Origin of the sequence: Pseudomonas sp. NFACC24-1 (assembly GCF_900115235.1) — a bacterium.
Taxonomy (GTDB): Bacteria; Pseudomonadota; Gammaproteobacteria; order Pseudomonadales; family Pseudomonadaceae; genus Aquipseudomonas; species Aquipseudomonas fluorescens_AA.
This window is the reverse complement of the sequence record NZ_FOVS01000001.1, coordinates 49,776-62,664: the sequence shown is the minus strand read 5'-3', so window position 1 is coordinate 62,664 and position 12,889 is coordinate 49,776. Positions and strand designations below refer to the sequence as shown.

Here is a 12,889-nt window from a genome sequence, read left to right as displayed (position 1 = left end):
CGCTATCGCGAGCAAGCTCGCTCCCACAAGAGCATGGGAACGATTTGGCGGGGGCGTTACTTCGCGGAGAACTTCAACACCATGGTCTGGGTGTAGGTCTGGCCCGGATCAAGCCGCGTCGAAGGGAAGTTCGGCTGGTTTGGCGAGTCGGGGTAGTGCTGGGTTTCCAGGGTGAACGCGCCCCAATGTGGATAGACCTTGCCTTGCTTGCCCTTGACGGTGCCATCGAGGAAGTTGCTGGTGTAGAACTGCACGCCGGGCTCGGTGGTGTACAGCTGCAGGCGTCGTCCGGACTCCGTGTCATACACCTCGGCGGCCAGTTTGGTCACGTCGCCCTTGGCGTCCAGTGCCCAGTTGAAGTCGAAGCCGCCCTGTTTCGGTTCGGCGAACTTGAGTTGGGGGTGATCAGCCTTGATATGGGTGCCGATGGCGGTGGGTTGGGTGAAATCCATCGGTGTGCCGGCCACCGGGGCCAGTTCGCCAGTGGGAATGAGTTTGCCGGTGACCGGCGTGTAGTGGGCCGCGTGCAGGGTCGCGACCTGCTCGAGTATGTCGCCGTTGCCTGCGCCGGCCAGGTTGAAATAGCTGTGGTTGGTCAGGTTCAGCACCGTGGGCTTGTCGGTGGTGGCCTGGTACTCGATGCGCAACTCGTTCTGTTCGTTGAGGCTGTAGGTGACGTCGGTTTTCAGTGCGCCGGGGAAGCCCATCTCGCCATCGGGTGACAGGTAGGTCAGGGTGACGCCCACCGAGTCCTTGGCATTATGGGGCTGGGCCTTCCAGACACGCTTGTCGAACCCTTGCGGCCCGCCATGCAAGGAGTTGCCATGGTCGTTCTGCGGCACTTGGTAACGCTTGCCGTCCAGCTCGAAAGCGCCGTCGGCCAGGCGATTGCCGAAACGGCCGATGGTCGCGCCGAAATACACGCTGCCATTCTTCTGGTAACCCTGCACATCGTCGAAACCGAGCACGATGTCGGCGACCTTGCCGTTTTTGTCCGGCACGCTCAATGACTGGAGGATGCCGCCATAGGTGATGACCGTGGCCTCCATGCCATGGCTGTTGCGCAGTACGAATTTTTCCACCGCCGTGCCGTCGTCGGTCTTGCCGAACGCACCGCGTTCATTGGTCAGGCCGGCAGCCTGGGAAGCCGAGGTGGCGATCATCAGAGACACTCCGAGGGCCGTGAGCAGTTGTTTTGATTCAAGCATGGTGACCTTCCTTCCTGTTGTTTTGTTGTTGTTTTAACGCGGGTCGAGTCCGTTACTGGTCGGACAGCGATGAAGGCTTTTTTGTCTAGTAGTCTTTCTATTTGGTGGATGAAAAGGGATTTATAGCCATAAATTAAGATTTATCAATTAAAAAGTAAGACTAATTAGGCAGAAAAGACTTTGCCAAAGGTCGAGGATTTTCTCTGGACACTGCACTTTTGCGATTTTTGCCGCTCTATCCATGGCCTGGAAGCGGCGACCCCCATCGCTTCCCCCAGCCCAGATTGAGACTCGATGGCCGGTGTTTTTTCTTCTGTGACGAGGTTGCGCCCGGCCTGCATGGCAGGGTTGGTCGCTGTGTCGATGTTGTTCAGCGGTGGCTGCAGCCATCAACAGGGGCAGGACATGGTCACGCAGTTCAGCAATGCCAAGCCCCAGGAGTTCTTGCAGACCAGTGTCGACCGCATGGCAACGTTGGCCATGCACGACAACCTGCAAAGCCTCTACCTGCTGATGAGCAAGCTTTACCTGCGCAACCCCGAGGAACTGCGCAAATCCGGCTTTCTTGACGCCCGCACCGCAGAAAAACAAGTGCGCATGGCCATCGAGCAGCAACAACCCTTGCCGACCCTGGGTGGCAAGAAGGACCTGGCCGCCCTGAGCTATGCCATGAGCCCGGAGTTTCTCGGTGATCGGGTCGGGGCGTTCATCTATGCCATCGGCAGCATGCTGGTCACCGCGCACGGCAATCGCCTCGAGTTCTACATGACCGACACCATCGACCCGCGTTTTGTCAGCAATGCGGCGCGCAACATCGAAAAAGCCACCTGGCTGCTTAGCCAGCGGCAGAACAAGGACGGCAAGCCGTTGCTGTTTTCCAATGAGATCTCGGAGGAGGGCAGCAACCTGAGTTTTGCCGTCGAGTTCGGGAAAATTGTCGCCCGATTGGACCTGCTGACCCAGATGCTCGACGAGCGCTACCGGCGGATCGGCTTGAATTACGCCCAGAGCCTGCTGTTCCTCAATTTCCTGCCGGTCCAGTGAAATTACGGAAAAGGAATAAAGATAGATCACATCGATATAGGGGGTTATAAGAAAAATCGCTATGCTCGCGGCCAGATTTTTCACGCGGTCGTGCTGAGACGGGTTTAATGGATTTCGGTAATGTCGGTTTAGTCGTTGCGGGCCTGGTGGTCGGCTTCATCGTTGGAATGACCGGCGTCGGCGGTGGTTCGCTGATGACCCCGATCCTGTTGTGGTTTGGTATCAACCCGGCGACGGCGGTGGGTACGGACCTGCTGTATGCGGCCATTACCAAGTCTGGCGGCGTATTGGTTCATGCCAAGAACCGCAACATCGACTGGGCCATCACCGGCTGGTTGACGTTGGGCAGCGTCCCGGCGGTCGGCTTGACCTTGTGGTTCCTCAGCAGCCTGCACAGTTCGCCCGACGCCATGAACGCGGTGATCAAGCAAGCCTTGGGCTTCGTGTTGTTCGCCACCGCCTTGGCAATCCTGTTCAAGAAGCGTTTGCTGCAATTCGCCCACGACCGTGCCGGGGGGCACTACAACCCCTCTGGCGCGCGTCTCAATGTGCTGACGGTCATCACCGGTCTCGTACTGGGGACGATGGTCGCGTTGACGTCCATTGGCGCCGGCGCCCTGGGCACTGTCGCGCTGTTCATCCTCTACCCGTTCCTGGTCACCAAGCGCCTGGTGGGCACCGAGATCGCCCACGCCGTGCCGCTGACCCTGGTCGCTGGCCTGGGCCACGCGAGCATGGGCAACATGGACTGGCACATCCTGGGTTTCCTGCTGATCGGTTCGTTGCCGGGGATCTACCTGGGCAGTCATTTGTCGGGACGGATCTCCGACGAGCTGTTGCGCCCCTGCCTGGCGGTGATGCTGGCGATGATCGGGTTCAAGCTGGCGTTCTAGAACGATTACCCCGGTCAAATGTGGGAGCGAGCTTGCTCGCGATAGCGGCATGACAGTCAACATCGAAGTCGACGGGGCGATTGCTATCGCGAGCAAGTTCGCTCCCACAGTATCCCCGTTCCAACTCTCGCGCCGCACTCTCCCTACGGTTGCGCAATGATCCCCCTGGCCTAAGCTTCAAGGCAGGCAGGCGCAGTATTGAGCGACTCTCGCGGAACAATCGCCGCCCTGTGCAATCAGTACAGCGTAAATATCAAAAGGAGAGGCGCATGCTCATTCGGTCGTTGACCTTCGCTACCTTGCTGGCCATCGCCGGCCCCCTGTTCGCTGCCGATGGCGACTCACCCTTGGTGGCGGATGCAGGCAGGGCACGCCCCCTGATCGTCATCGCGCCCAGTACAGTCGACCCGGCCTGGGTCAGCCTGAAAAAGGCCTTGGATGAACCGGCAGGCAAGCAGGGTTTTTCCGAGCGCAACATGGTGCTCTACACCGTGCTCAATACCATTGGGCAGCGCGATGGCAAGGACCTGGACCCGCAAAGCACCATGGCGCTGATCCGTTCCCTCAAGCTGGGCGCCGGGGCCCAGACCAAGATTATCCTGGTGGGCAAGGACGGGGAAAAGAAGCTTGAGCATTCCGGGGCGATCGAATTGAAAGACCTCTTCGACACCGTCGATAAACTCCCCGCCGCGGAAAAAGAAGCGACGCCTCCGGCGCCACCTCCCGCTCCGGAGCCCGCTCCGGCCAAGGATGCCAAAGGCACCAAGCCTGGCAAGGCAACCAAGCCGGCGGTGGCGAAGCCATTGGAGGATTGATTTCCAATAGCTCCGAAAGCCCTTGTGGCGAGGGGATTTATCCCCGCTGGGGCGCGAAGCGGCCCTGGAATTTTGGCAATCTGGCGTGTCAGACAGATCGGGGTGACCGCTTAGGAGGGCTGCTGCGCAGCCCAGCGGGGATAAATCCCCTCGCCACAGCGGGACTTGTCGCCCTTGTTATTGGCCATCCAGCGCCATCAGGATCCGGTGCGCCGCCTTCACCCGTTCCTCGATCGGGTAGTTCCTGTTGGCAAGCAGGACGATCCCCATGTCCTTCCCGGGCACGAACGCTGCGTACGCGCCGAAACCGTTGGTGGATCCGGTCTTGTTGATCCAGGCGCCGTCCGGCGCCGGGCGGGGCGGGTCGAGAGATTCGGCTTTCTGTGGGGTCAGGGCCATCTGCGGTGTGTTGCCAGCGAGCAGGTCGTCCAAGGTGAACGGGGCGGGGTAGAACTCCCAGCCGAGCCCCTGATTCATTCCGCCGACCTTGTAGAAACCCGTATGCGTCGTGGCGATGGCTTGCTTCAAGTCCGCGTCCAGTTTTTCAGGTCGCAGGTTGGCCTCGACGAAACGAATCAGGTCCGTTGAACTGGTCTTCACCCCGTAGGCTTCGGAATCCAATGCGCCGGTGCCGACTCGCACGGGCTTGCCGTCCTTTGCATAGCCTTGGGCGTATCGGCCCATCTGATCCCGCGGCACCCGCACATAGCTGTGCTTGAGGCCCAGCCCAGGCATCAGCGTGCGCTCCATCACCTCGTCAAATGGCTGCCCCAGGCTGCGGGCCGCCAGGTAGCCGAACAGGCCGATGCTCGGGTTTGAATAGAGCCGCTGGGTGCCGGCCGGGTAGAGCGGTTTCCAGTTCTTGTAGTAACTGAACATCCGGTCCGGATGATCCGCCTCGTCGGGAAACTGCAAGGGCAGGCCGCCGGCGGTGTAGGTGGCAAGGTCGAGCAGGCGGGTGCCCTCCATGGCGCTGCCGCGCAATTCGGGTGCAAAGCGACTGGCCGGATCCGCCAGGGACAGTTTGCCCTGGGCCTGGGCATAGGCGCCGAGGGTGGCGGTGAAGGTCTTGCTGACCGAGCCGATTTCGAAAAGGGTCTGGTCGGTGATCGGCTTTTTCGTGTCCTTGGAGGCCACGCCGTAGTTGAAATAATGGCGTTGACCGTTGTAGGTAATCGCCACGGCCATGCCGGCGATGTCCTGTTGTTTCATCAAGGGCTGGATGACGGCATTGACCGTGTCTTCAATGCGTTCCTGGGCAGAGCTTACGGACGTCCCGCAGACCAGGAAAAAAATCCCGGCGAGTATCGATCTGGCAATTGGCATGGTGCAGCGTTCTCGTTGGCCTTCCTGGAGAGGCTCAATCTAGGGCGTTTTTGGCGGCCCGGCAATCCGAGGCTATCGGTCCGGGGGGATGTTTCTGAGTCGTCTGACGGGCTCGCGGGAACCTTCCCACAAAACGGTCGGGTTGCCCGGCGCGACCGGACCTCAAGCCAAACCACACAAAGCGGCAGCCGCCGGGTAAACTCGCGGCTCTTTCTAAAGGAGTTCACATGAGTTACTACCAGCCCGGCATTCTCGCCACCCCTGTTCCGCCTCAGGCCCGTCATTTGTTTTTTGCCCTGGAATCGGTCGAGGCATTGCCGGCTGCGCTAGACAAACTCCTGTTGTTGCTCGATGGCCGGGCCGTGATCGGCTTTGGCGAATCGCTGGTCCAGGCCCTGGGCGCCCAGGTCGCTGGCCTGCGGGCTTTTCCGGCGTTGGCCGGCGTAGGCGTAGACAACCCCTCGACCCAACATGCCCTGTGGTGCTGGCTGCACGGTGAAGACCGCGGCGAGCTGATGCACCGCAGCCGCACCATCGAAGCGGCACTGGCCCCGGCGCTGCGCCTGGTGCAGATGAACGAGACTTTCCGCCACATGACCGGCCATGACCTGACCGGCTATGAAGACGGCACCGAGAACCCCCACGACGAAGCGGCCATCGCCGCCGCCCTGGCCCAGGGTGCCGACGGAGTGCGCGGTGGCAGTTTTGCCGCGATCCAGCAATGGCAACACGACCTGGACGGTTTCGCGGCGATGCAGCCCCATGAGCGCGACAACATCATGGGCCGGCGCCTGAGCGACAACGAAGAAATCGACGACGCGCCGGAATCGGCCCACGTCAAGCGCACCGCCCAGGAAAGCTTTGCCCCGGAGGCATTCGTGGTCCGTCGGTCCATGCCCTGGATCGAAGGCGACCGTGCAGGGCTGATGTTCCTGGCGTTCGGTTTCTCCCTCGATGCCTTCGAGGCTCAATTGCGGCGCATGAGCGGCCTGGAAGACGGCATCACCGACGGCCTGTACCGCATGAGTCGACCGATCACCGGCGGCTATTACTGGTGCCCGCCGTTGTTGGACGGACGCCTGGATCTGCGCGCCTTGGCCCGGTAAGCGCAGCGGTTTGTGCAAAGCGTGACGTGAACGCTATCCTTGGGCCGGACGTCTATCCGTGGAATGGGAGAAGCAAGTGTGGATAAAGTCATCGTCATCACCGGTGGCGGCCGCGGAATCGGGGCGGCCACGGCGCTGTTGGCTGCCGAGTTGGGCTATCGGATCTGCATCAACTACCAGTCCGATGAAAGCGCCGCGCAGGAGGTGCTCGAACAGGTCCGGGCCAAGGGCGCGCAAGCGATTGCCGTGCGCGCCGATGTGAGCATCGAGGACGAAGTGATCGCCCTGTTCAACCGGGTGGATGCCGAGCTGGGGCGTGTCACGGCGTTGGTGAATAATGCCGGGACGGTTGCCCAGAAAGCCCGGCTCGATGAAATGTCCGAATTCCGCATCCTCAAGATCCTGAAGACTAACGTGCTGGGCCCGATTCTCTGCGCCAAGCACGCGGTGCTGCGCATGTCGCCCCGACATGGCGGGCAGGGCGGCAGCATCGTCAACGTCTCGTCGGTGGCCGCTCGCCTGGGCTCACCCAACGAGTACATCGACTACGCGGCCTCCAAGGGCGCCTTGGACACGTTCACCGTCGGCCTGTCCAAAGAAGTCGCCGGCGAAGGCATCCGCGTCAACGCGGTGCGTCCCGGCTACATCTACACCGATTTTCATGCCCTGAGCGGCGACCCGGACCGGGTCAGCAAGCTGGAGTCGGCGATTCCCATGGCCCGGGGCGGTCGTCCGGATGAAGTCGCCGAGGCGATTATCTGGCTCCTGTCGGACAAGGCTTCCTATGCCACCGGGACATTTGTGGACCTGGGGGGTGGGCGCTGACCCCCGGGTTGTCTGGTCTGGCCCCATCGCGAGCAAGCTCGCTCCCACAGTTTGATCGGCGGTGAGTCGTATATCTCCAATACACGGCCGAGCCAATGTGGGAGCGAGCTTGTTCGCGATGGCGTCCTTACCGACAATCCCTATCAAAACGATCGAATAATCCGCCCCAACGTCTCCATGGCTTTTTCCGAGGACTCGGTCCAGGGGCTGCCGTAATTCAAGCGAATGCAATTCCTGAAGCGTCGGGTCGGTGAAAAGATCGGTCCCGGGGCGATGCTGATGCCTTGGGCCAGGGCCATCTGGAACAGTTTCAGCGAATCCATTTGCTCCGGCAGCTCCAGCCACAGGAAGTAGCCGCCCGCCGGCTGGCTGACCCGGGTCTGGGCCGGGAAGTAACGGGCGATGGCGCTGAGCATCGCGCTTTGCTGTTCTTCCAGGGCGTAGCGCAGTTTGCGCAGGTGGCGGTCGTAGCCGCCGTGTTGCAGGTAGTCGGCGATGGCGGCCTGGGCCGGCATCGAGGCGCATAGCGAGGTCATGAGCTTGAGCCGTTCGATCTTCTGCGCGTAGCGCCCGGCGGCGACCCAGCCGATGCGATAACCCGGTGCCAGGCTCTTGGCGAACGAACCGCAATGCATCACCAATCCTTCGGTGTCGAAGGCCTTGGCGGGCTTGGGGGCCTGTTGGCCGTAATAGAGCTCGGCGTACACGTCGTCTTCGATCAACGGCACCTGGTGGCGGCGCAACAGTTCCACCAGGGCCTTTTTTCTTTCCTCGGGCATGGTCGCGCCCATGGGGTTCTGGAAACTGGTCATGCACCAGCAGGCCTTGATCGGGTGACGCTCCAGCGTCTGCTCCAGCACGTCGAGGTCGATGCCGTCGCGCGGATGGACGGGGATTTCCACGGCCTTGAGCTTGAGTCGTTCCAGCACTTGCAGGCTGGCGTAGAACGCCGGTGCCTCGATCGCCACCAGGTCGCCGGGCTCGGTCACGGCTTGCAGGCACAGGTTCAAGGCTTCCAGGGCACCATTGGTGACCAGCAGTTCCTCCATGGGCAGCATCAACCCGCCCACCATGTAGCGCAGGGCAATTTGCCGGCGCAGGTGCGGGTTGCCCGGCGACATGTCGGTGACGACGACCCGAGGGTCCATGTCCCGTGTGGCGCTGGACAGCGAGCGCGACAAGCGCTGCAACGGAAACAGCAGAGGGCTGGGGAACGCCGAGCCGAACGGTACGGTGGCGGGGTCCTTGATCGAGTCCAGCACCGAAAACACCAGTTCGCTGACGTCCACTTCGGTGGATTCGTGCACCTGGGCGCTGATGGCCGGTTCGGAAAACGGGCTCGGCGCATGGGTGTTGACGAAATAGCCCGAGCGCGGCCGGGCTCGGATCAGTCCGCGTCGCTCCAGCAGGTAATAGGCCTGGAACACGGTGGACGGGCTGACGCCGTAGGTCTGGCTGGCATAACGCACCGAAGGCACACGCTGACCGGGCCCCAGCATGCCGGAGCGGATCAGTTCAGCGATGTCGTCGGCGAATTTTTCATAGCGTTTCATGGCGGGCTCAGTCTTGAGTGACACATGGTTTGCGCTTTTTAAACTGTGGGGAGCCTTGCTCCCACAAGCTCGCTCCCACAGGGCGCCCGGCATCTTAAAGCTTCAACGATTCATCGGCGCGACAAAACGGCTCTTGGCCAGGCTGTAGATGCCGGGTTCATCGCTGTCGGCCACCTTGAAGGTCATTTCCTGGGAGCCGCTGCGAGGTCGCTCGCTGAGCATCGCCACCGACACCGGCACGTCGACGATTTCCCCTGGCGCCAGGCTCAGTTGGGTCTTGCCCTGGAGGACGAAGCCGTCGCCATCCACCAGGGACAGGTGATAGTCCTGGCGTTGCTGGGTCTTGTTGATGATTTTCAGGCTGTAGATGTTCTCGATCTGGCCTGCGCTGTTTTCGCGGAACAGGCCGCGGTCCTTGCTGACATCCAGCGACACCATGGGCCGTTGCACCAACGCCAGGGCCAGCGCGCCGATCATCACCAGCAGGACGGCGGTGTAGCCTACCAGCCGGGGCCGCAGCAAGTGGGTCTTGCCACCCTGCAACTGGCGTTCCGAGGTGTATTTGATCAACCCGCGGGCGTAGCCCATCTTGTCCATGATCGAGTCGCAGGCGTCGATGCACGCCGCGCAGCCGATGCACTCCATCTGCAAGCCGTCGCGGATGTCGATGCCGGTGGGGCAGACTTGCACGCACATCTGGCAGTCGATGCAGTCCCCCAGGCCAATATTGGCCGGCTTCACCTCGCGTTTGCGCGGACCGCGGATTTCGCCGCGGGCCGTGTCGTAGGAGATGGTCAACGTGTCCTTGTCGAACATCACGCTCTGAAAGCGTGCATAGGGGCACATGTGCATGCACACCGCTTCCCGCAGCCAGCCGGCGTTGAGGTAGGTGGCAGCGGTGAAAAACAGTACCCAGAACAGGCTGACGCCGCCGATCTGCAGGGTCAGCAGCTCTTCGGCCAAGGGGCGAATCGGCGTGAAGTAGCCCACGAACGTCAGGCCGGTGAGCAGGCTGATGGCCAGCCACAGGGTGTGCTTGGCGCTGCGGCGCAACAGTTTGTTCAGGCCCCAGGGGGCTGCTTGCAGCTTGATCCGCTGGTTGCGTTCGCCTTCGGTGATTTTCTCGCACCACATGAACAGCCAGGTCCAGGAGCTCTGCGGGCAGGTGTAGCCACACCACACGCGACCGGCAAACACGGTGATCGCAAACAGGCCGAAGGCGGCGATGATCAACAGGGCCGACAGCAGGATGAAATCCTGGGGCCAGAAGGTCGCGCCAAAAATATGGAATTTGCTTTCGGAAAGGTCCCAGAGCACCGCCTGGCGGCCACCCCAGTTCAACCACACCGTGCCAAAGAACAACAGGAACAGAACCCCTGCACCGCTGATGCGCAAGGTGCGGAACAAACCGGTGAAGCTGCGGGTGTGGATCAGGTTGTCGGTGGTCCTGGCCTTGATCTTCGTTGGCGCAGGTTCGAACGTCTGTATCAACTGGACGGGGATTCTATCGCTCATGGTCGGTCGCTCATCAGCCTCTATCTGGCCGGCGCACTATGACCATGGAACTGTTTGCATAACAGACTCAGGTGTTTCGATAAAAACCGGATCAGATGCCGCGAAGCCCAGGCACTGCGACACTTTGATGCACCCAGCAAGTGCCGAACATATTACTTGTGGCGAGGGGATTCATCCCCGTTGGGGGGCGAAGCGCCCCCAAGTCATCGCACCCGGTATACCGGATTGACCCGGTCAAGGGGCTTTAGGGGGGCTTCGCAACCCAGCGGGGATGAATCCCCTCGCCACAAATTGCATCGGTTGCCTGTGGATTGGGTTCAGATCACCGAACCGCTGTCGGTGGCCTTGAGGTGCTTGCGCTTATCGGTCGCGCCGGCCACGGTCAGGGCATCCACTTCGGCTTCGGTGAGATGGACCATGTCGCCATTGATTTCCACGGCTGACATGGCCTTGTCCGGGTCAGTGATGATGACCAACTCACTGGCGGGGCGCAGCTTGGTTCCGTTGATGGTTTTGATATGGCAGGTATTGTCTTTGTCGATTTGCTCAAGCATGACGTCGCTCCTTCCTGAATGTCCTGAGTATTAGGTCCCACCCGCTGGCCAGGGTTCGTTGTGGCTGATCAGCGGTCAGGTGCACCTCTGGCTTCGCTTGCGGTCCATCGTTTATCCAACGAGAAAGAGGACGGTCCATGGAAGCCTGGTGGCATGAAGTCTGGATAACCCTGCAGGCTGAATTCGCCGATATCACCGATGCCCAGCAGATGACCCGGGTCACGGTGCGGCTGGTCATGGCCGCGCTGTTGGGCGGCATCCTGGGCTTCGAGCGCGAACACAAGGGCAAGGCTGCCGGCGTGCGAACCCACATGCTCGTGGCCCTGGGGGCGGCGCTGTTCGTATTGGTGCCGCAGATGTCCGGGTCCCAGGCCGACGCCATGAGCCGGGTGATCCAGGGCGTCGTCGCGGGCATTGGTTTTCTCGGCGCGGGCACCATCCTGAAAAACACCGACGGCGACGAAGGTCATGTCAAAGGCCTGACCACCGCCGCCGGCCTATGGATGACCGCCGCCATTGGCGTCGCCGCCGGGTTGGGGCGGGAAGCGACAGCTGTGTTGAGTACGATATTGGCGCTGGCTATTTTCAGTGTGATGCCGGTGATTGTTCGGGCATTGGAGAGAGATCCCGATTGAATGGCAACGGCGACGCAGAGGCTGCCTTTATAAATGCCTCGTCTAGCGAGCCAGCGCTAAATACCGATGTGAATTCGTGTGCCGAACGGAATTTTCTAAACTGACAATCGATGATCATATAAAAAGGATCGCAGTTCGCTGCAACTTCCTCAATGTTATGAGACGACACAACGATGGCGGTTCCCTCGTTAGCGGCTTGCTTGAGGCATTGCCACGTGTAATGGCGAAACTCCGGGTCGACACCTGCGGTGGGTTCGTCCAAGATCAACAAATCGGGCTCCAGCGCGAGAAGCGAAAGGGTGAAAAACCAACGTTTCTCACCATAACTACAGACAGCAGATTTTTTTTTCCAAATTTCTTTATAGCGTTCAATGAGTTCCGGGCACCATTTGGCTATTTTGCTTAATGCGCATTGTTGAGTGGTTTTTTTATCTGAACTCAATATCGTAGCCATCTGGAATATCTCATGCATACGCAGCACCGGTGGTGTGGTGATGATTTGAGATAAATACAACTGGGTGCTAAAGCTGTTGTTGAGATTCTGACCCTTGGCTTTCCTTATGTTGCACAAAATGTCGAAGAACGTTGTTTTTCCAGACCCATTTGGACCCAGTATTCCTGTAATTGAGTTTGGTTCGATACGCAGTGAGGCTTGCCGAAATAGTGCTTTGTCTGAAAAGCTAATGTTGAGTTGGTCGATAGTCAATGCACTCATTAATAGCGACTCCATATAGGGTTTATCCGAAGGTATTTCATCGAGCACAAAAGCGTGGCTAACAGGGTTGTAATTGAGATAGCCAGTGCCTCGATGTTTTCCAGAGGGCCGGTGCGCATGATATTTTTTGCTGTCTGTAAGGGGTTCAGATAACCAATATCGTCAATGATAGGGTTGGCGAATCCCAGGGCGATCATTGTAAATAGAATGATGGAGAACAATGTGCTTGAGTTTTGGAAGGTCAGGGGGAGTAATGTCAGCAAGAGTCCAATGGAACAAAAGATCAGGAAGCAAGCATAGAATCGCGTCGCGATGTTCAGTAGTTCGAGTCCGTAGAATTCGCCAGAGAGAACCTTGGTGAGGACATAGAAGGTGCAGCAGTAAATAATTGCGATTAATGAGTAGGACAAAAGTTGAGCTGTCAAAAAAACTATTTTTGAGTCCATGGAATAGATGAAGGAACGGACGAATCCGCTCTCTCGTCGGCCTATGATGTATAGTGAAAACCCGAATAACCCAACGCTCGATGCAATGTAAGCATAGAACCATGCACTGTCCTCCACGTAGTCAGAATTCAGCTTGCTTTGGTGGTCGCTGGTATACCGCAATAAGTAGTAGAATAAACTGGGCGATATTATTGTCCATAATATTGCGGTGGGCTCCTTGAATTGTTCTTTCAGAAATAAAATAGTTAATTTTA

At 59.5% G+C, this 12,889-nt stretch carries 12 protein-coding genes; 6 read left to right on the top strand and 6 right to left on the bottom strand.

Features of this window, described 5'->3' with window-relative positions; all coding sequences use genetic code 11:
• Nucleotides 1-56 precede the first annotated feature (56 nt).
• The gene (locus BM317_RS00255; RefSeq protein ID WP_092472646.1) at nucleotides 57-1,208 is read right to left on the bottom strand and encodes an aldose epimerase family protein; all 1,152 of its coding nucleotides are present in this window, start codon (nucleotides 1,206-1,208) and stop codon (nucleotides 57-59) included.
• 339 nt (nucleotides 1,209-1,547) lie between these two features.
• Between BM317_RS00255 and BM317_RS00250 the strand changes: the two genes are divergently transcribed.
• From BM317_RS00250 to BM317_RS00240, 3 genes are all read left to right on the top strand, one after another.
• A complete protein-coding gene (locus BM317_RS00250) occupies nucleotides 1,548-2,252 on the top strand; it encodes a hypothetical protein (RefSeq protein ID WP_225613378.1) in 705 nt (234 codons plus the stop codon).
• A gap of 107 nt (nucleotides 2,253-2,359) precedes the next feature.
• Nucleotides 2,360-3,145, top strand: a complete 786-nt coding sequence (locus BM317_RS00245) for a sulfite exporter TauE/SafE family protein (protein ID WP_053183477.1) — start codon at nucleotides 2,360-2,362, stop codon at nucleotides 3,143-3,145.
• 269 nt (nucleotides 3,146-3,414) lie between these two features.
• Nucleotides 3,415-3,960: a DUF4174 domain-containing protein gene (locus BM317_RS00240; RefSeq protein WP_092174889.1), complete on the top strand. Its 546-nt coding sequence runs from the start codon at nucleotides 3,415-3,417 to the stop codon at nucleotides 3,958-3,960.
• Between the two features lie 177 nt (nucleotides 3,961-4,137).
• Here BM317_RS00240 and ampC read toward each other — a convergent pair whose 3' ends face one another.
• Nucleotides 4,138-5,286, bottom strand: a complete 1,149-nt coding sequence (ampC, locus tag BM317_RS00235; protein ID WP_092174884.1) for a class C beta-lactamase — start codon at nucleotides 5,284-5,286, stop codon at nucleotides 4,138-4,140.
• 227 nt (nucleotides 5,287-5,513) lie between these two features.
• Here ampC and BM317_RS00230 point away from each other — a divergent pair, with 227 nt between their 5' ends.
• Nucleotides 5,514-6,392, top strand: a complete 879-nt coding sequence (locus BM317_RS00230) for a Dyp-type peroxidase (protein ID WP_092472644.1) — start codon at nucleotides 5,514-5,516, stop codon at nucleotides 6,390-6,392.
• Nucleotides 6,393-6,470: 78 nt separating this feature from the next.
• Nucleotides 6,471-7,217 carry an SDR family oxidoreductase gene (locus BM317_RS00225; RefSeq protein WP_092174874.1) on the top strand — a complete coding sequence of 249 codons (747 nt, stop codon included), beginning with the start codon at nucleotides 6,471-6,473 and terminating at the stop codon, nucleotides 7,215-7,217.
• 143 nt (nucleotides 7,218-7,360) lie between these two features.
• On the opposite strand, the gene mapR is transcribed toward BM317_RS00225, so the two are convergent.
• From mapR to BM317_RS00210, 3 genes are all read right to left on the bottom strand, one after another.
• Nucleotides 7,361-8,770: a GntR family transcriptional regulator MpaR gene (mapR, locus tag BM317_RS00220; RefSeq protein WP_092175507.1), complete on the bottom strand. Its 1,410-nt coding sequence runs from the start codon at nucleotides 8,768-8,770 to the stop codon at nucleotides 7,361-7,363.
• A 102-nt stretch (nucleotides 8,771-8,872) separates the two neighbouring features.
• Nucleotides 8,873-10,285 carry a cytochrome c oxidase accessory protein CcoG gene (gene ccoG, locus BM317_RS00215; protein ID WP_092175511.1) on the bottom strand — a complete coding sequence of 471 codons (1,413 nt, stop codon included), beginning with the start codon at nucleotides 10,283-10,285 and terminating at the stop codon, nucleotides 8,873-8,875.
• A 317-nt stretch (nucleotides 10,286-10,602) separates the two neighbouring features.
• Nucleotides 10,603-10,839 carry a DUF3203 family protein gene (locus tag BM317_RS00210; protein ID WP_092472642.1) on the bottom strand — a complete coding sequence of 79 codons (237 nt, stop codon included), beginning with the start codon at nucleotides 10,837-10,839 and terminating at the stop codon, nucleotides 10,603-10,605.
• Between the two features lie 137 nt (nucleotides 10,840-10,976).
• Between BM317_RS00210 and BM317_RS00205 the strand changes: the two genes are divergently transcribed.
• The gene (locus BM317_RS00205; protein ID WP_092175518.1) at nucleotides 10,977-11,474 is read left to right on the top strand and encodes an MgtC/SapB family protein; all 498 of its coding nucleotides are present in this window, start codon (nucleotides 10,977-10,979) and stop codon (nucleotides 11,472-11,474) included.
• Here the strand turns inward: BM317_RS00205 and BM317_RS00200 are convergent.
• Nucleotides 11,425-12,189: an AAA family ATPase gene (locus BM317_RS00200; protein WP_092175522.1), complete on the bottom strand. Its 765-nt coding sequence runs from the start codon at nucleotides 12,187-12,189 to the stop codon at nucleotides 11,425-11,427. The genes BM317_RS00205 and BM317_RS00200 overlap by 50 nt on opposite strands.
• Nucleotides 12,190-12,889 lie beyond the last annotated feature (700 nt).